We start from the raw sequence: 24,046 nt of genomic DNA, 5'->3' as shown, positions 1-24,046 counted from the left end.
AAATTCTCCTTTTTTAAAACAGCTTTTCTGCTGCATTAACAATACATTCAGGAGATAAACCAGCTTCTTCGAGAATATAATCCCTTTCTCCATTGGAAAGAAATTCATCCGGAAAAGCCAGAACCTGAGTTTTAATACTGCTCAAAGCTGAAGTTTTATGGATATACATATCAAGATATTCAGCAAAACTTCCAATACGTATTCCGTCTTCTATTATTACAGCTGCATTATAATCTCTGGCTATGGAAGTAAAATATTCAGTATCAAAAGGCTTTATAAAGCGCAGCACGTAAATACTGCATAAATACCCCTTCATAAGAAGATTTCTTGCGGCAACAAGAGTTTCTCCGTACATGCTGCCAGTTGTCACAAGAAGAATCCTGCGGCCATCTTTGTCTGCATCTTCCAGGGAAGCTTCAAGGGAAGGAGATATTTTTTCTGCAGGAACCAGTATACCCCTGCCCCTTACTACAGGCTGAGAAAACTCTTCTATTTCTGAAGGACAGGAATTCTTACTCCATCTGAGACAGACAGGACCTTTACATACATTAACAGCATAATCAAGACAAAGTTCCATATCCCTGCCGCTTACAACCGTAAGAAAGTCCAGGTCAGGAATACAGCGTAAAAGTGAAATGTCAAATATTCCCTGATGAGTTTCTCCGTCTCCAGGAACAGCACCTGCCCTGTCCATTACAATAACGGCATGTCTGTTTTGCAGGGCAATGTCTTCAATTACCTGGTCTACTGAGCGCTGCATAAAGGTGGAATAAATGGCAACAAAAGGAATCAGCCCTCCTGCTGCAAGACCACCGGCAAATGTTACGGCATGCTCTTCTGCAATTCCTACGTCAAAAAAACGCTCCGGGAACTTTCTTGAAAAAGTATCCAGCCCCGTCCCCTTTGACATAGCTGCAGTAATGGCACAGATACGGCTGTCCTTTTCTCCCATGGAAACAATTATGCGGCTGAAGGCTTCCGTAAAGCTTAGGGCATTAAATTTTTCTACTGAACCGTCACTGATATTAAAGGGACCTATTCCATGAAAGGCAGAAGGATTATTTTCTGCAGGGGAATAGCCCTTTCCTTTTTTAGTAACAACATGAACTACAACAGGCCGGGGAATCTTTTTAATTCTCTTAAATGTATTTTCCAGTTCCTTTATATTATGACCATCAAGGGGACCTGCGTATTCAAAACCGAGATCTACAAATAGATTATTTGATAAAAGCAGTCCCTTAAGGGCTCTTTTCATTCTGTAAATTACTTTTCCAATATGGCGGTTAAAATATGGAATCCGGTCAATTATATGATCCAGTCTGCGGCGGATTTTCTGATAGGCAGCCCCTGTAGTAAGGCGGGACAGGTATCTTGAAAGGGCTCCTGTATTAGGACTTATGGACATCTGATTGTCATTTACAACAACTATAAGGTTCTGACAAAGCTGGCCGGCATGACTTAAAGCTTCAAAGGCCATTCCTCCGGTAAGGGCCCCGTCTCCTATTACGGCAATTACCTTGTCATTACGCCCCTGAAGCTTCCAGGCAGCAAGCAGGCCCAGGGCAGAAGAAATTGATGAAGAAGCATGGCCTGCATCAAAATAATCATGGGGACTTTCCTTAATTCTGGTAAAACCTGAGATTCCCCCTTCTTTACGAATTGAAGAAAACTGACCGTAACGGCCTGTAAGCATTTTGTGAGGATAACACTGATGGCTGACGTCCCAGACTATTGCATCATCAGGGCTGTTAAAAACCCTGTGAAGGGCTATGGTAAGTTCAACAACACCCAGATTACTGGCAAGATGTCCGCCGTTCTCAGATACTGTAGAAATTATTGAATCCCTCATTTGTGAAGCAAGAAGAGGAAGCTTATCCTCATCCAGCTGCTTTAAATCCTGGGGTGATTTGATTGTCTGAAGAATCACGGCTCACGCGCCTCCCGAAAAGAGTAAAAAAAAGACCGCAGTTAAATTAAAAAACCGCGGTCCTTTTAGAAAAAGTCAGACCGAGAAAGCAGTATGACTACTTACTCTTATGACGATTTCTTCTAAGCTTCTTCTTACGCTTATGTGTCGCTATCTTTGCGCGCTTTCTTTTCTTTCCACAAGGCACGATAGTACTCCTTACTATTAATAAGTTCACTTATTATGCGGAATTTTCCTTTTTACGTCAAGGGTAAATTTCAATTCATAAGGGTTTCAAGGACACTATTTAAAAATAAAAGCCCATCTTTATCCAGATAAAAGTACCTGTCCCCTTTCTGTTCCCTTACTTTTATATCTTTTACCTGAGCAAGCCTCTCTTTAAGATTTCCATGCCAGGGCGAAAGGTCTGCAAAACGCTTTAAGTATTCTTTTTCACTAAGACCAAAAACAGTCCTTAAGCCCATCATCAGGTATTCAAACTCGACTGTCTCTTTGTCAAGGATTTCACTGTCACAAACAGAAGGAAGCTTAAAGTCCATATCTTTACTTTCATCATAGTCATGCCAGTATTTAATATAATCTTCAATATTGCGCTTAACAGTCCAGCGAAGGCCTCCTCCATCATAAAAAGTACCACAGGCACTACAACCGGCTCCCGCATAATCCTGCTGAGTCCAGTAACCCATGTTGTGAATGCTTTCACGGCCCTTTTTTGCAAAATTAGAAACCTCATACTGCTCAAGACCATGCTTTTCTAAGATTTCCCTGCCGGTAAACCACTGGGAATCAGCCCTGTCATAGTCAAAATCCCTGCCCTGATGAGTGTTTTTATACATGGGAGTTTCTTCTTCTAAAGTAAGGGTGTAAAGGGACATATGGTCACTGCCAAAGGAAGCTGTTTCTTCTGCGGACTGAGCAAATTCCTGATCAGACTGTCCTTCCAGACCAGCAATAAGGTCAAGATTTAAGGAAGACTGCCAGTATTTATCAAGAAGATTTAAGGCATTGTGAATATGAGAAGAAGTACAATGCCTGCCGCATGCTTTTAGAGCCCCGTCATTAAGGGACTGAACTCCCATACTGATACGGTTTATTCCCAGCTGCCTGTAGCATAAAAGTTTTTCTTTTGTAAGGGTTTCAGGATTTACTTCTATTGTAATTTCTTGAGGAAGACTGGAAGAAGCCTTTAGTATGGAAGTTAAAAGTTTTTCCGTAAGAAGCGGAGACATAAGACTTGGGGTTCCCCCTCCAATATAAAGGGTTTTCCATGAATTAAGGGAAAACTTCTTTTTCCAGAAGGAAACTTCCTTTATTAAAGCATCAATATAGGGTGAATCTACAGTCTTTTGAGAAGAGGGAATACTAAAAAAATCACAGTAATCACACTTGGCAAGACAAAAGGGAATATGAATATAAAGAAGGGCATCCTTCATGAAGTTTTACCTTAATTAAAACAGCTTAAACTTATTAAGGGGAAAATATTCAAGAATAACCTTGCCGCCTATAAGTTCACCTTTTACGGGACCATAGCTTCTGGAATCAACAGCTTCTACCCTGTTGTCTGCAAGAACAAAATATTCGTTTTCTCCAAGAGTTGTTTCTTCCATCTGGGGATTTGAACCAATACAGTCCCATTCAGCAGGAATGGAAAAACTTAAAATGCTGTATTTACTTTCGGAAACTTCAAATTCACTAAGGAACTGGCTTTCTCCTGCAGGCTTTACATAAAGAACATAATCCTTCATGTAAATAGTATCCCCAGGCAGGGCCAGTATACGGCGGATACTTTCTTTACCTGTAGCCCGGTCTGAATGACCAAAAGGTGCAAAAGTCTGGGCTGTAAAAAACCTGAATCCAAGATTAAGGAACTTTTCTCCTGCAGAAAGCTTTCTTCCATCAAGCCTTTTTACAAGTACCACATCACCCCTCTTAGGACTGCGGCTTAAAGGCGTAACAAAAACAACACTTCCGGAAGTAATTTCATCTGACATTGAATCTGAACGTACAAGAACAGGAAAAATAAAAAAAGTTACTACAATATTAAGAAATATAAAAACTGATATGGAAAGTATAAGGGCTACCGTAATATTATGTTTACGCTGACGGCTCATTTCAAATGAGTAATCATAGATATTCTGTTTCATGATTGTCCATAATAACAGATAAATGAGCTAAAAACAATCAGGATTACATTATACCTTCAATAAAACTCCTGCACAGCCTGAATCCCAGTGTAGAACTTTTTCCTGCAGGTGCAGAGCCGCTTCTAAAATAAACGGTACACTGCTGCATGTCATCAAGCCAGCTTCCCCCTCTTTTTACGTGGCAGTTACCGGAATCAGGTCCGCATGGATTTGTCATGGTCATAAGGGGAAGTTCTTCCATATAATCCCAGCACCATTCAGCAACGTTACCGCACATATCATAAAGGCCAAGACTGTTGGATTTTTTAGAAGATACTGCATGAGTATGAACATCACTGTTTTCTCCATACCAGGCAACCTTGTTTATATCATCACTGCCTGAGAACTGAGAAGGATTGTGATTTTTACCACCCCTGGCAGCATATTCCCACTCAGCTTCTGTAGGAAGCCGGTATCCTGATGCGGCAAAATTACAGCTTACCCTTTTCCAGAGGGGGTCTGTTGTTTTACAGGACAAAAGGTCTGTTGTCATTCCCAAAGAATAACAGGGAACCAGGCCCTGGGACATACTTAAAAGATTGCAGAAGATAAGGGCTTCACACCAGTTTACGCTTTCTACAGGACGGTCTGCCCCCTTAAGCTTTGAAGGATTGGAAGAAGTAACAGCCTGGTACTGCTTCTGGGTTACTGGAGTTTCGGACATATAAAAAGTATTTAAAAGAACATTTCTCTGAAATTCAGACTGGCCCATTACAAAAGAGCCCCCTTCAATAAGAATCATTTTAGGAATTATGTCACTTCTTACAGCAGGATTGTCCTCTCCGGAATTAAGATATCTTTCTCCATGAGAAGATTCTGAAGAATTCTGCTGGCCTTTAATAATATCTGCAAGATTCTGATTAAGTATCTGTTCTTCTACATTCTGACCGCAGGACGGACAGAACCTGAATGAATCCAGAATTTCACTACCGCAGTTTTTACACCTCATACAATCCTCTCAATTAACAAATCTTACCTTAAATTATATCACGTTTTAGGCTGAATACCATTTTGCCTGCCTTAAGCTTAAAAAAAGTTGATTTTACAAAAAAATGCCTCAGAATATATATGAAGGAGTTTTTATGAAAATTACACAAAATATTGAAGATGACACCATAGAAGCCCTTGTTTCCGGCCGTCTGGATACAGTTACAGCTCCGGAGGCAGAACTTATTCTAAGGGGAATGGCAGACCAGTGTAATCAGCTTATACTCAATCTTGAAGACGTAAGCTATATTTCCAGTGCAGGCTTAAGGGTTGTTCTTCTACTTCTTAAAATAATGACCGCTGCAGGTAAAAAAATGTCTGTAAAAAAGCCTTCTGAATTCTGCAGGCAGGTTTTTGCAGCTACAGGAATGGATGGAATCCTTACAATCGTTTCCTGATTTTTAATACATTCTTACCATCCAGATACTGATAATTTACCTCATCCATAAACTGTTTGGTAAGGAATATTCCCAGGCCCCCTATAGCCCTTTCTTCTACTGACAGGGTGATATCAGGGTCTTCCCTTAATAAAGGATCATAAGCCCTTCCTGAATCTGTAAAAGTAACACAGAGAAAACCTTCTTCATCAGTAACGCAGTCTACTTCCACATCACCACCATCAGATAAATAGGCATAATGGGCTATGTTTACAAATATTTCTTCAACAGCAAGATCCAGTTTATTAACTTCGCTGCTGTTAGCCTCAGAAGAAATATAGGTATGAACAAAATCATAAACAGACTGCATATCGTCTATACGAGCCTTAAATAACTTTTTTCCCATCAGCCCTGCCTTTTCTTAATGGAAAATTCCAGCATGGTAATGTCATCAAACTGGGGGGCATCGCCGGAAAATTCCTCAATGTTGCTGCGCAGGGCTTCAAGAAGTTCCCGGGGAGAATCCTTGTGAATTGCCCTCAGGTATTCCAGAAGCCTTTCTTCTCCATAAAGCTGCTGACTGCTGTTTTCTGCTTCAGTAACTCCGTCCGTATAAAGGAAAAGCCTGTCTCCAGGTTTAAAATCTACCCTGTTATTTCTGTATTTAACTTTTTCGTTTACGGCAAGCATTAAATCTGGACTGGATTCCAGAAAAGAAAAATCATCTCCCCGTCTGATAACAGGTTTTGTATGACCGGCATTGGCAAATTCCAGGCTTCCCTTGCTTAAGGTAAAGATACCCATCCAGCAGGTAACAAAAACCAGGGCATCGTTTCCTTCACAAAGCTGGGCATTAACTTTTTCAAAAACCTCAGCAGGAGAATAAGACTGCATTGCTACATTTTTAAGAAGGGTCTTTGCAATTACCATAAAAAGGGCTGCAGGAACACCTTTTCCGCTGACATCACCTACAAGAACTGCAAAATGGTCATCATCTATTACAAAGAAGTCGTAAAAATCTCCCCCTACCTCTTTTGCCGGCTCCATAATGGCATAAAGTTCCAGTTCCGGATGAGCAGCATAAGGTGGAAATATTCTTGGCAGCATATTAGCCTGAATCTGACGGGCTACATCTATTTCTGCAGAAAGCCTTTCTTTTTCTGCCGTAGTTTTTGTAAGTACGTCGATGTAGTTGTTCATGTCCACACTCATTTTTTCTACTGAACGGGCAAGAACAGCCAGTTCACTATGGCCCTTTATCTTCTTGATACTTTCAGAAAGCTTCCCCCCCTGTCTTGCAAACTGAGAGGTTTCCCTTGTAATTATTTTTATTGGATGAATAACCCTTACAAGAAGAACTATAAGGAAAATAACTATAAATCCGGCTGTAAGCATAAGGGAATTAACGGCTACAAACCTTATATAGTCCTCCTTAAAGGACCTTAATTCACTCATAGGCTTTACAACACTCATTATTGCAATAACTTCTCCGGAAGATGAGCACACCGGAATTGATGTAGTAACATGACCGCCGGTTTCCTTATAAACATAACGGATATAAGGCTGGCCTTTTTCCATTACTTTTTTAAGGCTGGCAATATATTCAGCATCATATTTTTTAAGGGAACTTACGTGACCGCATTCTATTTTTTTAGCACCCCTGATCTGGGGATTTACAGTATCAAAAATATAAACCCTGGAATTATATTCCTTATCCGGAATTGTTACGTAAATATAGGCAAGTTCTGCAGTTACGGTAAGTTCATCAAGCCTTCTGTTGCTTTCCTCCCAGGCCTGATCCGGATTCCAGCCGCAGGCATAGTCCTGAAGCTTTTCCCGGTCTATGTAAGAAAGGGCTGTAGCTGCAATCTGTTCCGTAATGTCCTTGTACTGCTTTTCAAAAAGGCTTTTAAATATCCTGTAACCCAGGGTACCATTTACAATATTGATTATAAGACAAAAAAGTACCAGATAAAGAGGAAGTTTTACTGATAAACTGGCAGGAGAAAACCTGAACCGTAACTTTGTATTCTCGGCCATTACTTTTTAAGTATAAGACAGAAGTTTTTGAATTTCCATTTTTCTCCGGAATTCAAAACAGTAGACTTCATGATTTTTATTCAATATAATTAATGTATATGTCTGAAGGTAAGAAAATCATAGCTGAAAACAGAAAGGCAAGATTCAACTATTCCATAGATGACTCAATTGAATGCGGAATTGCTCTTGAAGGAACAGAAGTAAAGTCCGTTAAAAATGGAAGTATATCTTTTCCTGACAGTTTTGCCCTTATAGAAAACAACGAAGTCTGGCTTCAGAATTTTAATATTGCAGAGTATTCATATTCATCCATATTTAACCATAATCCAGAAAGAAAAAAGAAGCTTCTCCTTCATAAGGAAGAAATCAAGAGATTAAGGCGTAAGGTAGAAGAAAAAGGCTATACCTTAATTCCCCTTGATGTTTACCTTAAAAACGGCCGTGTAAAGGTAAATCTTGGTGTCTGCAAAGGAAAGAAGCTTTATGATAAACGTGCCGATATTAAAGACAGGGACGTTAAGCGGGACATTGCAAGAGAATTCAAGAACGGATTAAACGGATAGTGAAAATCAGGAATATTCAGCAGTTTATTTTTCTCTTTCTGACGGCATGTTCCCTTCATGCAGCCCAGAATGTTGATTTTTACGCTACTGAATCTTCATCTCAGGATACAGGAATGATTCAGATGACAACGGATCATTTTTATTCCCAGTTTCAGACAATTGACGGTTATGTTGTTATAGACCACAGAAAAGACCACTACAGCCCTGATAAGGCAGGCTCAAACATAGCCTTTTATGCAGAAATACAGGAAGCTCCGGAAGGTGGATGGATTTGTACCCTTAATGCCCTTAAGGGAGACAGCAAAAAAGCCGTAACTTCCACAAAAAAATATGATTCCTATTACATGATTCTTCTGGATGCCAAGCCTTCTTTAGAAAACCTCCTTTCTAACCTTGCAGGAAAAGCCGTTCAGGAAACCCCTCAGGTTCAAAAGGAAACCGCCCCTGTACAGAAAGCTCATACTGACATTGAAAACCTGTCAGGAACCTGGGCCGGAGAAGACTTTATTGATAAAATCCTGATTTTAAGAAGCGGAAAGGGAGTTATCATCTATAAAAACGGCGCAATTATGAATGTTTCCGTAGAAATAGAAGATAAAAACGTTCATATAAAGCAGACAGGAAGAAGCAATGCCTCATATTTTCCTGAACTTCCCAGAGCAACAGCCCTTAAAAATGCAGCCTCAGCCCCACCTGTAGAATGGAAGCTGACCCTTACCCCTGATGGAAAACTTCAGGGAGAAAAAAATACCCTTGTAGAAGACGAAGATTCACCTGGTGGAGTTGCAGAAGGTATTGTTAAGGTTATCTGGCAGAGAAGAAAATAAATAAGCTTAATTTTTAGACTTTTACGGCACCCTGACGGATTAATGAATAAGAACCGTCACTTTGAAGCCTTACTATTGTTGAAGGAAGGGAATTCCCTGTATCTCCTGCAAGAACAATAAGGTCACATTCCCCTTCAAATTCAGCAATGATTTTCCTTTCTTCGGTAAGAACAGGACAGCCGCTTCTGTTTACACTGGTAGAATAAACCGGAGCCCCGCATTTTTCTATTACTTTCCTCAGCCATTCATCCCCAGGACAGCGGAAAGCCACAGTCTGACAGGTAAAGGCAAAAGGAGAATCTTTCTTTATATCTACAATTACGGTAAGGGGGCCGGGCCAGGCTGATAAAAGCCCTGAAGGAAGCTTTACATCTGTGTATATACTTAAATCTTCCGGCTTTGCTATAAGCTGAATAAGGGGCTTGTTTTCTTCCCTGCCCTTTATACTGCGGATACGGCTGTCGCTTTTAAACTCAGGCCTTCCTTTAAGGTCTACAATTCCGGAAAAACCATAAACAGTATCTGTAGGAAGGATAAGAACTCCCCCCTTTTTTAATACATCTGAACTTTTTTCTATTGAATCTGAATCAGTTTTGCGGCAAATCATATACTGCAGCTCCATTTAAAACCGTTAGTTTCTGTCGTTTTGAAGGCAGATATATTCTTCCATGGGCAAAATCATTAAGAAGAAGAACCGTATAAAGCAGGGCAAATATTAAAACCCCTATGGCTTTACAGCTTTTTTCTGAAATATAGTGAATTTCACCCTCTTCTACAGTGTAGCCGGGATCCTGAATCTTATTCTGGTAAGAGGAAAGACCCCTTATCTTAACAAGTATTTCTCCATCGCTGACATAGCCAAGACGTCTGGCATAGGCTGCAATGACACTGGAGTCATTAAGCAAAGCATTTTTTTCCATGGATAATTCATTATAGATTTTTTCCACAGATGCTTCGTGTACACTGAGTATTCGTTTTTGCTCTTCAAGCTGGTCCAGAGCCCACATACCATATCTTCCGGCTGTAACGGAAATTATGACATAGCAGAGTGTACCTGCAAAAGCAGCAGTCAGAAATCTTAACCTTTTCATTATGCTCAGATTATCGGCAGGCTTTTTTATTTAATGAATTGTTTTATTTTTTTATTCACCAGAAGATTATTTAAAAAGAGGGGTAAAAAATCCACATAAAACAACATTTATAGAAGACTTTAATTCTTCATTGGAAAATTTAAAATACTTGTGGTAAAATAGAAGAATCTTAGTTTTTTTGAATATCCGGTAAGTAAGGAGATTTTAAAACTTAGACATTAAGATTTTAAAAGAGAATGCCGAAACTAAATATGATGTACCGGATTATTTCGGATTCAAAAGAGCAAAGGGGATAAATTTATGAACGAATCATCAGATAAAAAAACTGAACTTGACGAATACGGCGTCTGGATTAAAAACTCAGCTCCAGCTGATGATGGCGTCGATACAGAAAATATAAATGACCTTCCTGACGAACTGAATGACCTTTCATTCCTTGATAAGGCTGCTCAGTCTACTATGGAACAGGAAACAGAAGCGGCCGGTTCTGCTGATACAAACTCAACTTCAGGTGAAGAAGAAATATCCCTGGATGCATTTATGGACGGGGACTTTACAGATCCTAACGAAGACCTTTCCCCTGCACCTCAGGCAGCAGAAGAAAGCCAGCCTCCTGCAGCAAATGATTCAGGAGAAGTTTCCCTTGATGACTTCCTTGACGGTGGTTTTGAAACAGAAGCAGAAGAAGAAAAAGCTGCTGAAACAACAGAAAACGAAGAAGCCCTTGATATTGACTTAAGCTTTGATGATACCCCTGATGAAGAAAAATTTGCTGACATTCCTCAGGAAGAAGCTTCTGAAGAATTTGCAAATGATGACTTTGATGCACTCTTTGGAGATGATAATAAAAGCCAGTCTTCTGACCAGGGAGAAAGCGTTGACCTTTCTGAATTTGGTTTTGGCGACGACAGTCCTTCAGAAGAAAAGAAATCTGATTCAGGAGAAAGCGTAGATCTTTCTGAATTTGGGTTCAATGATGATGATGCAGGTACCCAGGCTGATAAAATCGAAGAAAAGAAAGAAGAAGGTCCTGTTGATTTTGAAATGAATGTAGAAACTGATTCTGACAGTGAAACACCTGCAATTGCAGAAACTGCTTCAGATGAAGAAGATGAAATTACAGTTGATACAGTTATAGAAAGTGATACTCCTTCTGCAACAAAAGAAGATGCACCAATGTCCGCTCCTGATGATGACTTTGATGTAGACAGTCTTCTTGACGGCGTTGACTTTGGAGAGGAAAGTCCTGCTTTAACAGAAAGCCCTGCAGCAGAAGAAAATCCGGTAATCGAAGAAACCCCTGTTACAGAATCAAGCCTTCCATCAGATGATGACAGTGAAATGGCTGTATTCCAGGATGAAAGCGATGTAAGCGGTAGTGATGACAGCTTTAACACTGACTCTTTTGAAAATCCTGTAATAACAGAAGAAAATACAGAAACAGAAGAAAATCCTTTTGCTGATACTGATATTTCAGACAGGGGAGAAAACCTTACTGCAGAATCAGAAGAAACCTTTGATCTTGATGAACCTGTATTTGAAGAAAATCAGTTTGCTGCAGAAGAAACTCAGGATGACTTTAACTTTGAAGATCTTGTAGTAGACGAAACACCAGTTGCAGAAAGCACTCTTGCAGATGAAAGCCCTGTACTTGAAGAAACTGGAGCTATTGAAGATACACCATCTTTTGACGAAACTTCCGTAGAAGAAGAAGCAGTATCAGATGATGTTTCAGAAGCAGATGTATCTGGTCTTGATGTTGCTTCAATTGAAGTTCCGGAAGAAGATGCTTCAACAGATATACCTGTAGAAAATGAAGACAGCAAGGAAGACTCATTTGATATAAGTGACATTGATACTTCTTTCCTTGATGAACCTGCAGTACAGGATGACTCTTCTGAAAATACACTTACAGAAGAACCTGTTCTTGAAGATAATTCTTTTGCTGAAGAAAGTCCTGCTGTCGAAGATACAATTGCAGATACCGTTACGGATATTCCAGAAGAAGAAAGTTCACTTTCTGAAGAGAGCTTTGCAGAAGAACCTGTTCTTGAGGAAAATCCTGTTACAGAAGAAACAGCTGATTCAGCAGAAAGCAGTGATGACGGGAGCTATTCCTTTCAGGAACCATCCCTCACAGACGCAGCAGAAGACATCTTTACTTCAGAAGGTTTTGAAGAAAGCAAAGACACTTCTACAGAAACTGAAGAAGTAAACGTTGATGTAAGCAGTAATGAAGAAGACGACATTGATTCAACATTAAATGCACAGGCAGAAGAAAGCTTCCCTGCTCTTTCTTTTGAATCTGCAGCTGTTACAGAAAGTGAAAAAACTATACCAGATACATTTGAAGAAGAGGCAGCATCTCTTGAATCTCAGGATAAGGAAGTCGAAGAGCAAATGAGTGAAGTTTCAATTCCAGATGATGAAAATGATGAAAATGATGAAAATGATGAAAAGAAAGTTTACAGCGTTTTCATTAAAGAACAGTTCATTACAGAAGACAATGAAGTTCAGGATACAGTTACTCCTGCTCCTGCAGCAGAAGCAAAAGCTCCTTCTCCTGTAAAAGAGAATGCTTCTTCAGATTTTGATGCAAACAGTCTCCTTAAAGACATTGCATCACAGATTGCAAGCCTTAAATCAGAGATTTCAAGTCTTAAGACTGAATTTGAAGAACTTAAAAATGCAGAGCCGGCTGCTGTAAGTCATACAGCAGAGGAGTCACTTTCTGATGTTGATATTCCTCTTCCGGGAGACAGCAAGGAAGATAATTCAGGCTTCTTCTCTGACAATGACGAAGATGACACTATCGCTTTAAGTGGTGAAGAACTTAACAATATCCTTAACACAGCAGAGCTTACCCCTCCGGAAGAAGCAGTTACTGACAATGAGAGCCAGGATGATACAGAAAATGAAGAAAATCTTTCCATGAACTTTGACAATGAAAAGCTTGAAGAACCTGTATTTGATGAAAGTCAGGATGATACACAAGCTGATTCAGAAAGTCAGGAAGAAATTTCTGTACCAAAAGTTGATGATCTTATTGTAGAAGCTTCTTCATCAGATCTTATCGAAGAAGAAGATGAAAGTGCAGCACCTGCCGTACAGGAAGATGACTTATCTGATCTTGTTACAGTAGACCAGCCAGGACTTGGAGAAGTAGACGCACCTGAAGAAGAAACAGAAGATGATGATCTTTCTCCTTCAATTGAATCTCTTTCTAAACCAATCGAACTCTTTAAGGAAGAAGAAGACGAAGAACTGGAAAAAGGCATTAGTGAAGATCCTGTAAATCAGGTATTTGATCAGTGGGATTCCAGAAGTGATGATTCAGATTCAGACGACAGCAATGAAGAAACTCAGGCTGTAGAAGTTGAAGAAGCAGATGTAGAAAATAAAAATGATGCTTCTTCAGCTAATGATATTCCTGAAGGAATGAAAGAAGAAATAAAATCTGTACTTTCTTATATGGATCAGCTTCTTGAAAGTCTGCCTGAAGAAAAAATCACAGAGTTTGCTCAGTCAGAACAGTTTGAAACATATAAAAAACTTTTCAAGGAACTTGGATTAGCATAATAGGATTAAAGAGGAAAGTTATTTTAAGGTATGGCAGTTGAATTCTTCCAGGCAGGCAACGGTGAGAAAACCTGTAAAATAAATAATTTTCCTCTTCATTCTGCATATGAACCATCTAAAGAAGCAGAACGATATGTAAAAAATTCAATATGTAAATTCAAACCTAAATTTGTTCTTGTTGTAGAACCTGGCATTTCATATTGTGTAAATTATTTTAGGGAACTTTATCCTGATTCAAAACTTTGCTGTGTAAGATTATGCGATGATTTTGCAGACTCTGATTCACTTTGGGATAAAGTTTTCTATTTTTCAAAAACAAAAAGCCTTAACACTGATATCTTTAATTATATGGGAGATGAAGGAATTATCGCCTGCTTCTTCTGGTCATGGCCTGGAGCTCAGAATGCATTTAAAGAAGAAAACAATGCAGTCTGGGAAGAAATTAAAAAGGCTGTAATAAAAACAAAATCAATTCTTAATACCAGAAGATATTTTGCAAAAAGATGGACTAAAAATACCCTGCGCTTCTGTCTCTTTTCAAAATATAACGCATACATCCTTAAAGGCAATTCTCCTGTAATTGTCTGTGCTTCCGGTCCAAGCCTTAAGTCTTCAATTCCTTTTTTAAAGCAGTACAGGGAACAGTATTTTCTTGTTGCTGTTTCTTCTGCCCTGTCTCCATTAATTGATGCAGATATAATTCCAGATGTTTGTATTTCTACAGACGGCGGTTACTGGGCTAAGCTTCATCTTGAGTTCGGCTTAAAACGCCACAACATTCCTCTGGTTCTTCCTCTTGAAGGAGCCTGTTACGGAGAGATTCTTAACGAACATACTATTGTTCCTGTGGCTTATGGCGACGGAGTTGGAGAAAAACTTATAGACAAATGTAACTACATTAATGTTAAAGCTATACGTAACGGAACTGTCAGCGGTACTGCAGCAGACTTTGCCTTAAGCATTACCAGCGGTGAGGTATTTTTCTGCGGTCTGGATCTTAGTGTTTCTAAAGGATTCAGCCACACCCAGCCTAACGAACTTGAAATTAATGACTGCATTCACGACACAAGACTAAGAACTCAGGAAACCCGTATTACACCATCTACCTTTAACTCGCCGGCACTGGATATTTACCGGGCATGGTTTGCAAGTAATAATTTCTTTCACAGGGTTTTCCGTTTAAGTGACAACTATGATTATAAAAATAATCTTGGACAGATTCCCGATGTAGACTGGAAGATATTTAAACAGCATATTCCCACTGGAATCCTGACAAAACCAACAACCCTTTACCTTACCCATGAAATCATAAAAAACGACAGAATTAAAATGCTCATGGAAGAAACCTGGAAAAATCTTGACGATATTGAATGGATAAAAAGCGTTCTGCCTAATGAAGAAATTCTTTTTGAACGTTCTCAACCGGAAGACAGGGAAACTCTTGGTAAAAAAATCCGTCAGGAAATGGAAAACTTTGCAAAGGAAATACAGGCAACCTTTGAAAAAGGATTAAAAACTTGATTTACGATTCCTTTATTACTGCAAAAACCGGCGAAGAGATTCCCCTCTTTATAAGTAAAAGACCAATGAATTCAAAATATAATCCCTCTTTAGAAGCAGAAAACTTTGCTCAAAATCAAAAGAATGGATTTTTTGTTATTGGAGGAATTGGAAACGGGATGCATATAAAGGCCCTTTTAAAACAATTTCCTTCTTCCTTTATTCTTGCAATAGAAGCTGACAGGGAAAGTCTTTCTTACTGCCTTAACTTTAAGGATACAAAAGAATGCAGCACAAATCCCAGCGTCAGGTTTATTACCCCTGATGATATTGAAGAGGCTGTTCTTAAAAATTATTTTCCTATTTCCTATAATAACTTTACTTTTACTTCTTTAAGGTCCTGGCAGAATGAAAACCCTGCCCTTACAGAAAAAATAAATGAAGAAGTACACAGGGCATTAAAAAAAATAAGTGGTGACTTTTCAGTTCAAAGTCACTTTGGAAAAATCTGGCAGCATAATATCATTGTTAATTTTAAAAATGCTGTCAGCTGGAATTACCAGGCAGATAAGGAAGAAGCACTTATTTGTGCTGCAGGTCCAGGACTTGAAAAGGCAATTGATTATATAAAAGAAAAAAAGGACAGTGCCTCCATAATAGCTGCAGACACAGCCTTTTCTACTTTACTTGAAGAAGGAATTATTGCAGATATTGTTTTAAGTTCAGACGCTCAAAAGGTTTCTGCAGAACATTTTTATAACTGTCCCCTTAAAGAAAAGACTGGAAAAGAGATTCTTTTTATACTGGATTTATCAACAAATCCTGCTATATACAAAAGCCTGATTCAACGGGGACATAAGGCTGTCTTTTATAATGGAGGGCACCCTTTATCCCTTGCCCTTACAGGAAAAAGCCTTCCGTTGATTAATGCAGCAGGTGGAACTGTGACCGCTGCCTGTTGTGATTTTGCTTATAAGGCCGGCTTTAAAATCCTGACTTTTGCAGGAGCAGATTTTTCTTATCCTCAGGGTAAAGCTTATGCCCGTGGAACTTATCTGGACAGACAGTACAATTCAACAGCTGTAAGATTTTCTACTGCAGAAACAAAATACTCGTCCTTAATGTACAGAACAGAACTTGTGAAGGATAATGAAAATAATAATGCCCTGACAACTGAAGTAATGAAAAATTACAGACAGGCAATAAATGAATGGGCTGTGAACTGTGGATTTAAAAAAGAAAGCAAGAGGCTTTCAATGGATTTCAATAATAATAAGATATCATGCACTGAGGAAAAAATTGATTTTATTCCGGAAAAATTACTGGAGGAAAATAAAAAAATATTTTTCCCTATGTGTGCCTGGTTAAAAAAATACAATGGAGACAGGACGGAGGAAGAACTTTTAAAACTTGCACTTGCTTATTCCCTCCGTTATAATCAGAAATATGAAAATTAGAAAAAATATCCTTGTTGCAGCAGCAGCAGTCCTTATATATATAATTACAATTACAGCTTTTGTTTCTTCCCTTTATATCGAAAATCAAAAAGGCAGAAGTAAATCCCCTGAATATTTCAGCAGCCTTATTCATCAGCTTAGTGTTACCCTTAGAAATGAAGAACCGGGCACAAGAGCCTTTAACAGATATTTTCTTAATTCCAGTACTATAAACAATTTTCAGTCCATTAAACTTTTTTATGAAGGAAAGGAAATCTTAAATTTTCCTTCAGATAATGAAAAAACAAAACAAAAATCCTTTACAATTTTAAAAAGAGATTCTTTAAGAACCAGCCAGGATAAAGATATTTTTATTGAAGCCAGCGTTTATACCGTAAAGCCTTCCGTTATATTTACCAGGGGAAGGCTGGCTTTTATTGTTATTTTTATAGTTACCCTTTTTATCGTATTCCATCTTATGTTCTTTGCAGACAAGGTTCTTACATCAGAAGCTAAGGAAATAAAATATGATTCTGATGAAGAAGATGATTTTTCTCAGGAAGATTACCAGGAAGACCAGGATTATACAGAAGAAGATGATGATTTGGAAATTTCTGCCAAAGAAAAAGATGATGCTGATTTGAAGAATGAGCCGGAAAGCCCTTCAGAAAATCTTCCGGAAGAAATTATTGAAGATCCTTTTAATGAAAACAAGCTTATATCCAATAATGAAGAAGAAGTTGATTTTACTCCTCCTGAAATTAAAGAAGAAACAAGGGAAGAAGAAAATCCTTTTGAAGAAAAAACTCCTGCTGATAGAATTTCTGAAGAAGAAAAAGAAGAAAAAGAAGAAGATGCAGAAGAGGATTTATTTGAAGAAGAGCTTATTGATACAGAAGAAAGCCCGGCTTCAGATGAAGAGGATAAAAAAGAACTTCCTCAGGAACCTGCAGGATTATTTTCTCCGGACACAGGTTTTGGCTGGGAATCTTACATGATACCAAGACTTGACAGTGAGCTTATAAGGGCTGCTTCCTGTGAACAGGATCTTGCCCTTTACACAATAAGAATACCTTCCCTTGACTGGACCAGTGAATGTGGTAAAAAAATCAGCGGCATAATCCTTCAGGCTGTTAAATTCAATGACCTTGTTTTTAATTATAAAGAAGACGGTTGTTCTGCCATAATTCAGGAATTAAACATACCTCAGGCTTTAAATAAAGCTCAGGAAATGCTTAAAAATATAAACTCAGTAATTAAAAATCAGGATAAGGACCTTCGCTGTTCAATAGGAATTTCTACAAGGGCATTAAGGCTTATTTCCGGACAAAGACTTTTTAACGAAAGTGAACAGTCCCTCTTCCATGCAATCGAAGATGAAGACTCTCCTATTGTTGCCTTTAAAGCTGATTCGGAAAAATACAGAAACTATCTTGCTTCTAAAAAAGATTAATTAAATATTAAAGACGGGAAACACTTTATTGAGAAGCAGTCTGACCTGCATCTTCAGCAGCTTCCTCTTCTGATAAAGTGGAATCCTCCACCTCTTCTGATAAAGTAGAATCCTCCACCTCTTCTTCCGGTGGGAAAATACTATCAAGCTTTGTTTGAAAAGCCTTTATATTACTGTCGTCAGGAAAGGTTTCCTTAAATGTATTAAAAACAACTGCAGCCTGGGAATAATCTTCCATTGCTATAAGCACATTTATATAATTTGCCTGAATTGCAGCATTCTGGGGATTTTCTTCTGCAAGGCTCTTATAAATTTCCCCAGCTTTTTTATAATCCCCGGTCATGGCATAAATATAGGCAACTGAAGATTTTAGTGTAGAATTATCCGGATCCTTATTTAAAAGTGCCTTATATATTACCAGTCCGTTTTCGTAATCTTTAGCCATTACATAACAGCGGCCAAGTTTATAATAAGCTGTGTTCCTTAAAGAAGAATCCGACATTGCCATTTTGTAATAAGTAACTGCCTTGCTATAATTCTGCTGCTCTTCATATACACTTGCTATGGAATAATATTCCTTACAGATATTTGACTCCCTGACAGCTTCTTCACCAGGAACAGGCAAAGATGAAAGGCTTGTACAGGAAGTAAATACAGAAAAAAGAGCTGCAGAAAAAGACAGACAAAGCAGTTTATAAGTCATGGGTTAGATTCTCCCAAGGACAGTCTGTTCAATTTTTCTAAGCTGACTGCGGTAAAGGCCGGCAATATTACTTCCGTAATCAGCAATAAGCTGAATAATATTACGTGGAGTTTCATGGCTGTCGCAGCCGTTAAGACGGTCTCCTGCATCACCAAGACCTGGCATAATATAAGCCTTGTGGTTTAATACAGGATCCATCCACAAAGTATAACAGGTGCAGTTATCAAGGGCACGGGTTACCCTCATACTGCCCTTTAATGCAGAAATTACGTTAAAGAACTTAATGCTCTTAGGCTTAATTCCCTTTTCCTGAAGATACTTTACTACAGTAACAAGGGATCCACCTGTGGCATTCATAGGGTCTGCAAAAATTAAATCCTTACCGTCAAGTTCCTTTAAATCAAAGAAAGAATTCTTAAGGTTAAGGATATACTGCATGTCAGTTTCCTGTCTTTTATCATCACGGGAAATCTTAAAGAGAGCAAATGGTGTAACATACCCCTTTGAAGAATATTCTTCGATTTCCTTAGACATAATCATGCTTGGAAGCAGGGCTCCCCTTAACATAACGCACATAACTGAATTTTCGATTTTATCGTCAATATCAGGAATCTTATGTACGGCATAATTCTGCACTGGATTTACAACCGGAGTTTTTACAACAATATGATTCTTTTTATCTGAATGCTCGTCTGTATAGGCAAGACGGAAAAGCATTTCAAAAGCACGCTGTGTGTAATAAAGGAATTCTGCATGTTCTGTTTTTAAATCCCTTAATTTTGAAATAACACGGCTGGCTTCTGCCTGTGCACCATAATCTGTCTCAAAACTATACACTTTAATATTAGGATGCTTGGCACAGATTTCCTGCATCTTATGGCCCATGGCATCAAAACTCTGAATTATCTGAGCCTTGTCTTCACTGGCAAAATACTGATATGTTTTTGAATACATATCTTCAAGGGTCTGTAAATCTTTCTGATCTTCTTCAGTTAAATAACCATCAAGGTCTTCTGCTTTTAATATTACTTTTTCGTCACTCATATTTAACTCCATTGATTATTTGTCAGGTTCAGCATAAACCTTATCACCTACTACTTTGTAATGTGTTCCGGTAACAGGCTTTCTTATAAACATTTCATTAATCTGCTTCCTGGAAACTTCAACCCCGGAAACCTTTAATGTAAGGGGGTCAACTTCTTCTACAGAGCCATCACTCATGGCAAAGGATAAAGCCATAAGTCCCTGAAATGCCTTCATGGTTTTTGCATCCTGAAGATGCATGTAAAATTCCATCTGATATTTACCTGTATCCTTTTTTGGATGTTCAGGATCAGGCATATAAATTAATTTTCCCCATACTTTATCAGAGCCCTGTACTGTAACTCCAATCATGTTCCTTAAATACTGACCAGGCCTTGTAATGTAAAAAAGGATATCCTGGCTGTCCTGAAGGAGATACTGTGTCATTTCATTATCCGTTAAAGATGCAGAAAGAGCATATTTATCAAGCATGGTATCTACATTTTTAGAAACACAAAGAATCTGTTTTTCAGGGAAGGAAATCTGCAGGGGATTTTCTTTTCTTGTATAAAGAATAAAGGAAGGAGAAGCTGCTACAGCCTTTGACTTATATTCCTGAGAAAACCAGTCGTTCTTCTGTTTAAAAACGGATTTAATTCCCATTTTTGGAATATCTACAACAGCTGCAGCCTCCAGACGGGAGCGGTCCTTTACAGTTCCAAGACCTGCGTAAAGGTTACCGGTTCTTTCGGCAAGTGAAAGTGCATCTTTTTCTGCGAGTCCCTCAACCTGTGAACATAAAATATCAGCAAAAAGCTTCTGATGCTGTTGCACCGGAATATTAATGTAAATACTGGACTGATCATCAAGAAGAGCTAAAGGACTTATGGATCCTTCTTCAAGTTGAATATTTGAAGAACGACAGCTAAAAAACAAAGCCGGTATAAGGCTGCAAAAAAATGATACTAATAAACTCTTTTTCACTTTACTTCCTGCATAAAAAAGGCAGCTTGGGTTTAAAAACCTTCACTGCCTTTAATTATAAGATATTAATCAGGCTTTCTCTACTGAAACAACCCATTTTGCATCATCTGCTTCAATTTCTGTTCCAGTAAGGGAGTCTGTCCATTCAATTGTAGAAGAAAGAGTTTCCCCGGCAATAAAATCCTTAAACATTTCAAATGCACCCTTAACATTTGAGTCACCTGAAATCTTAAGGTTAATCCGGTCAGTTACTTCAAATCCACTTTCCTTTCTAAGGTTCTGGATTCCACGAACTGCATCACGGGCATAACCTTCTTTCTTAAGTTCTTCAGTAATCTTTGTATCAAGACCCACTGTAAGAGTTCCTTCATTAACAACCTTAAGGTTTTCTTTTTCAAAGCGTTCTACGATTACACTTTCTGCATTAAGTTCAACGTCTGTTCCATCAATGTTCATTGCAATTACATCGCCGTTAACGATTTTAGCAATGTCACTTCCAGAAAGTGTAAGAATCTTTGCAGCAGCAGCCTTCATTTTTGGTCCAAGGATCTTTCCAAGCACCTTAAAGTTAGCCTTTGCCTTGTATTCAACAAGTTCTTCTTCCTTATCGTGGAATACAACATTCTTAACGTTAAGTTCTTCTGCAATTGTATCCTTCATGCTTTCAAGAACATCTTTTTCCTGCTGATTACGGGTAACAAGGGCAACTTCTGAAAGTGGCTGACGGTTCTTAAGGTTAAACTGATTACGGAGGGAACGTCCCATAGAAACAGCCTTCTGAACTGTAGCCATCTTAAATTCAAGTTCTTCATCACGGAATTTCTCATTGTATTTTGGATAATCCATAAGATGAACTGAATCCTTGTCTTCTGCAGTCTTAAGATTCTGCCACATTGTTTCTGTAAGGAAAGGAATGAATGGAGCTGCAACAAGTGAGAAGGTCTTAAGGGCATAATAAAGAGAACCGTATGCTTCAAGCTTATCTGAATCATTTCCTGACTTCCAGAAGCGGCGGCGGTTACGGCGGATATACCAGTTGTTAATCTGATCAATAAAGTTAAGCATTGGATCGATAGCACCACTAAGGTCATAGTCAGCCATTGCCTTTACTACGTCAGCAATCATCTTCTGGCTTACAGAAAGAATCCATCTGTCCAGTGGATTTTCAGGAAGCTTTGAATCAAATTCATGACCAGTACAAGTAACTTTATCAATATTTGCATACTGTACAAAGAAGCTGTATGAATTCCAGAGAGGAAGAATAATGCTCTTGATTACATCACGAACACCTTCATCTGAATAACGGATTTCATCTGCACGTACTACTGCACTGTGCATAAGGAAAAGCCTGATTGCATCAGCACCAAACTTATTGATTGCATCAACAGGGTCTGTATAGTTGCGAAGACTCTTTGACATCTTACGACCATCTTCTGCAAGAACAATACCGTTAACAACACAGTTCTTAAATGCCGGCTTGTCAAAAAGATGACTTGCAAGAATTGTAAGTGTATAGAACCATCCGCGGGTCTGATCAAGACCTTCAGAGATAAAGTCAGCAGGGAAGCTCTTTTCAAACTTTTCTTTATTTTCAAAAGGATAATGCTGCTGGGCGTAAGGCATGGAACCTGATTCAAACCAGCAGTCAAATACTTCCGGAATGCGGTACATTGTCTTGTTACATTTTGGACACTTAATTGTAACCTTATCTGCAAACTGCTTGTGAAGGTCATCAAGGTATACACCACTAAGTTCTTTAAGTTCTTCACGGCTTCCTACACAGATGGTATGTCCGCATTCAGGATCTTCACACTTCCAGATAGGAATAGGATTACCCCAGTAACGGTTGCGGCTTACTGCCCAGTCACGGCTTCCTGCAAGCCATTTACCAAAGCGACCTTCCTTAATATGAGCCGGCTGCCATTTAATCTGTGAATTTGATTTAAGAAGAGCCTCATGATGATCAGCAACCTTTACAAACCATGAACCGATACCACGGTAAATAAGAGGTGAACCACATCTCCAGCAGTGTGGATACTGGTGAAGGACTGTATCCCTCTTAACAAGTTTACCTTCTTTCTTAAGGCGTTCCATAATATCCTTATCACAGTCCTTTACGAAACGTCCTGTATAATCACTTACTTCTTTTGTAAACTTACATTCAGCATCAATTGGTTCAACATTTGGAATACCTGTACCACGGAATACCTTGTTATCTTCTTCACCAAAGGCTGGAGCAATATGAACAATACCAGTACCGTCTTCTGTAGAAACATAGTCTGCATTAAACATGCGGAAAGCACCTTCCTGGCACTTCTGGTTTGTTTTAGCTGTACATACGGCTGGATCAGAAAGTTCTGCAAAATAAGGGAAGAGAGGTTCATAACGAACACCGATAAATTCAGCACCTTTCTTTTCCCAGAGGATTTCATACTGAGATTCTTCCTTGTAATAAGCACTGAGGCGGGCTCTTGCAAGAATATATTTATCTCCTGATTCCTTATCAAGAATCTTTACATAGTCAACTTCAGGACCCATACAAAGACCAAGGTTTGAAGGAAGTGTCCATGGAGTTGTTGTCCATGCAAGGAAGTAAGTATTACCGTCAGCAATAGAATCATCTTTAAGGGCTGGAACGGAAGCTGTAATCTTAAAGCGGATAGTTACGGCAGGATCCTGCTTTTCTTTATATCCCTGGGCAAGTTCATGAGTAGAAAGTACTGTAGAACAACGTGGACAATATGGAAGAATGTATTTTCCTTCATAAATAAGTCCCTTATCCCACAAAGACTTAGCTACCCACCAGATTGATTCCATAAAATCAGGATTCATGGTTTTATAATCATTGTCAAAATCAACCCAGCGGCCCATACGGGTTACGGTTTTACGCCATTCAGCTGTATAGCGGAGTACTGAATCGCGGCATTTTTCATTAAACTTATCAATTCCGTACTGTTCAATCTCATGCTTTGAATTGATACCAAGTTCTTTTTCTATAAGGTTTTCTACAGGGAGACCGTGGCAGTCCCATCCAAAACGGCGTTCTACACTTTTGCCGTTCATTGTCTGATAACGAGGAATAATGTCTTTAATAGTTGATGGAATTAAATGGCCAAAATGTGGAAGTCCTGTGGCAAATGGAGGACCATCATAAAATGTAAATTCAGGAGCTCCCTTTCTCTGATCTTCTGACTTCTTAAATGTGTCATTTTTTTCCCAGTATTTTAAAACTTCTTCTTCAAGCTTTGGGAAATCTGCTTTTGAATCAACCGACTTGTACATATAAATTCATTCCTCTGATTTATTATAAAATTCGACAGTGATTTTATCATTTTAGAGGAAATGAGTCCACTATGCCCCATTCTATTCTTTT

At 38.7% G+C, this 24,046-nt stretch carries 19 protein-coding genes; 7 read left to right on the top strand and 12 right to left on the bottom strand.

Annotated elements, in window-relative coordinates:
- Positions 1 to 13: 13 nt before the first annotated feature.
- The 4 genes from dxs to K6D58_RS05420 form a co-directional block, all read right to left on the bottom strand.
- The gene (dxs, locus tag K6D58_RS05435) at positions 14 to 1,927 is read right to left on the bottom strand and encodes a 1-deoxy-D-xylulose-5-phosphate synthase (RefSeq protein ID WP_296828416.1); all 1,914 of its coding nucleotides are present in this window, start codon (positions 1,925 to 1,927) and stop codon (positions 14 to 16) included.
- A 257-nt stretch (positions 1,928 to 2,184) separates the two neighbouring features.
- The gene (gene hemW, locus K6D58_RS05430) at positions 2,185 to 3,360 is read right to left on the bottom strand and encodes a radical SAM family heme chaperone HemW (protein WP_296828414.1); all 1,176 of its coding nucleotides are present in this window, start codon (positions 3,358 to 3,360) and stop codon (positions 2,185 to 2,187) included.
- Positions 3,361 to 3,375: 15 nt separating this feature from the next.
- A complete protein-coding gene (gene lepB, locus K6D58_RS05425) occupies positions 3,376 to 4,071 on the bottom strand; it encodes a signal peptidase I (RefSeq protein WP_296828412.1) in 696 nt (231 codons plus the stop codon).
- A 43-nt stretch (positions 4,072 to 4,114) separates the two neighbouring features.
- The gene (locus K6D58_RS05420; RefSeq protein ID WP_296828410.1) at positions 4,115 to 5,059 is read right to left on the bottom strand and encodes an SUMF1/EgtB/PvdO family nonheme iron enzyme; all 945 of its coding nucleotides are present in this window, start codon (positions 5,057 to 5,059) and stop codon (positions 4,115 to 4,117) included.
- Positions 5,060 to 5,192: 133 nt separating this feature from the next.
- Between K6D58_RS05420 and K6D58_RS05415 the strand changes: the two genes are divergently transcribed.
- A complete protein-coding gene (locus K6D58_RS05415; RefSeq protein WP_296828408.1) occupies positions 5,193 to 5,495 on the top strand; it encodes an STAS domain-containing protein in 303 nt (100 codons plus the stop codon).
- Here K6D58_RS05415 and K6D58_RS05410 read toward each other — a convergent pair.
- Positions 5,479 to 5,880, bottom strand: coding sequence for an ATP-binding protein (locus K6D58_RS05410; RefSeq protein WP_296828406.1), 402 nt, complete (start codon positions 5,878 to 5,880; stop codon positions 5,479 to 5,481). The two genes, K6D58_RS05415 and K6D58_RS05410, sit on opposite strands and share 17 nt — an antisense overlap.
- Positions 5,880 to 7,514, bottom strand: coding sequence for a PP2C family protein-serine/threonine phosphatase (locus tag K6D58_RS05405; protein WP_296828404.1), 1,635 nt, complete (start codon positions 7,512 to 7,514; stop codon positions 5,880 to 5,882). Before K6D58_RS05405 ends, K6D58_RS05410 begins: the two co-directional genes overlap by 1 nt.
- A gap of 98 nt (positions 7,515 to 7,612) precedes the next feature.
- Here K6D58_RS05405 and smpB point away from each other — a divergent pair, with 98 nt between their 5' ends.
- On the top strand, positions 7,613 to 8,077 hold the full coding sequence (smpB, locus tag K6D58_RS05400) for an SsrA-binding protein SmpB (RefSeq protein WP_296828402.1): 465 nt from the start codon (positions 7,613 to 7,615) through the stop codon (positions 8,075 to 8,077).
- Positions 8,077 to 8,904, top strand: coding sequence for a TP0183 family DNA metabolism protein (locus K6D58_RS05395; RefSeq protein WP_296828400.1), 828 nt, complete (start codon positions 8,077 to 8,079; stop codon positions 8,902 to 8,904). Before smpB ends, K6D58_RS05395 begins: the two co-directional genes overlap by 1 nt.
- A 13-nt stretch (positions 8,905 to 8,917) precedes the next feature.
- Here the strand turns inward: K6D58_RS05395 and K6D58_RS05390 are convergent, their stop codons facing one another.
- Together K6D58_RS05390 and K6D58_RS05385 are read right to left on the bottom strand one after the other, a co-directional pair.
- Positions 8,918 to 9,511: an L-threonylcarbamoyladenylate synthase gene (locus K6D58_RS05390; RefSeq protein WP_296828398.1), complete on the bottom strand. Its 594-nt coding sequence runs from the start codon at positions 9,509 to 9,511 to the stop codon at positions 8,918 to 8,920.
- On the bottom strand, positions 9,492 to 9,995 hold the full coding sequence (locus K6D58_RS05385; RefSeq protein WP_296828396.1) for an FtsB family cell division protein: 504 nt from the start codon (positions 9,993 to 9,995) through the stop codon (positions 9,492 to 9,494). The genes K6D58_RS05390 and K6D58_RS05385 overlap by 20 nt, the downstream gene beginning before the upstream one ends.
- A 300-nt stretch (positions 9,996 to 10,295) precedes the next feature.
- On the opposite strand from K6D58_RS05385, the gene K6D58_RS05380 reads away from it, so the two are divergent.
- The 4 genes from K6D58_RS05380 to K6D58_RS05365 are packed head-to-tail and all read left to right on the top strand — an operon-like array spanning position 10,296 to position 17,963.
- Positions 10,296 to 13,574, top strand: a complete 3,279-nt coding sequence (locus K6D58_RS05380; RefSeq protein WP_296828394.1) for a midas domain-containing protein — start codon at positions 10,296 to 10,298, stop codon at positions 13,572 to 13,574.
- A gap of 30 nt (positions 13,575 to 13,604) precedes the next feature.
- Positions 13,605 to 15,095, top strand: a complete 1,491-nt coding sequence (locus K6D58_RS05375; protein WP_296828393.1) for a 6-hydroxymethylpterin diphosphokinase MptE-like protein — start codon at positions 13,605 to 13,607, stop codon at positions 15,093 to 15,095.
- On the top strand, positions 15,092 to 16,531 hold the full coding sequence (locus K6D58_RS05370; protein ID WP_296828391.1) for a motility associated factor glycosyltransferase family protein: 1,440 nt from the start codon (positions 15,092 to 15,094) through the stop codon (positions 16,529 to 16,531). Before K6D58_RS05375 ends, K6D58_RS05370 begins: the two co-directional genes overlap by 4 nt.
- On the top strand, positions 16,521 to 17,963 hold the full coding sequence (locus tag K6D58_RS05365; RefSeq protein WP_296828389.1) for a hypothetical protein: 1,443 nt from the start codon (positions 16,521 to 16,523) through the stop codon (positions 17,961 to 17,963). The genes K6D58_RS05370 and K6D58_RS05365 overlap by 11 nt, the downstream gene beginning before the upstream one ends.
- 25 nt (positions 17,964 to 17,988) lie before the next feature.
- Here the strand turns inward: K6D58_RS05365 and K6D58_RS05360 are convergent, their stop codons facing one another.
- The 4 genes from K6D58_RS05360 to ileS all read right to left on the bottom strand — a co-directional run bounded on the left by K6D58_RS05360 (position 17,989) and on the right by ileS (position 23,955).
- Positions 17,989 to 18,666 carry a tetratricopeptide repeat protein gene (locus K6D58_RS05360; protein ID WP_296828388.1) on the bottom strand — a complete coding sequence of 226 codons (678 nt, stop codon included), beginning with the start codon at positions 18,664 to 18,666 and terminating at the stop codon, positions 17,989 to 17,991.
- A 3-nt stretch (positions 18,667 to 18,669) separates the two neighbouring features.
- Positions 18,670 to 19,710, bottom strand: a complete 1,041-nt coding sequence (locus K6D58_RS05355) for a uracil phosphoribosyltransferase (RefSeq protein ID WP_486389754.1) — start codon at positions 19,708 to 19,710, stop codon at positions 18,670 to 18,672.
- A gap of 15 nt (positions 19,711 to 19,725) precedes the next feature.
- Positions 19,726 to 20,673 (bottom strand): hypothetical protein, encoded by a 948-nt coding sequence (locus K6D58_RS05350; protein ID WP_296828384.1) that lies wholly within the window; start codon positions 20,671 to 20,673, stop codon positions 19,726 to 19,728.
- A gap of 69 nt (positions 20,674 to 20,742) precedes the next feature.
- Positions 20,743 to 23,955, bottom strand: a complete 3,213-nt coding sequence (gene ileS, locus K6D58_RS05345) for an isoleucine--tRNA ligase (protein ID WP_296828382.1) — start codon at positions 23,953 to 23,955, stop codon at positions 20,743 to 20,745.
- Positions 23,956 to 24,046 lie beyond the last annotated feature (91 nt).

The sequence above is a fragment of the Treponema sp. genome, assembly GCF_024696245.1.
Taxonomy (GTDB): domain Bacteria; phylum Spirochaetota; class Spirochaetia; order Treponematales; family Treponemataceae; genus Treponema_D.
The sequence above is the reverse complement of the archived record's forward strand: the minus strand, read 5'-3'. Positions and strand labels throughout refer to the sequence as shown.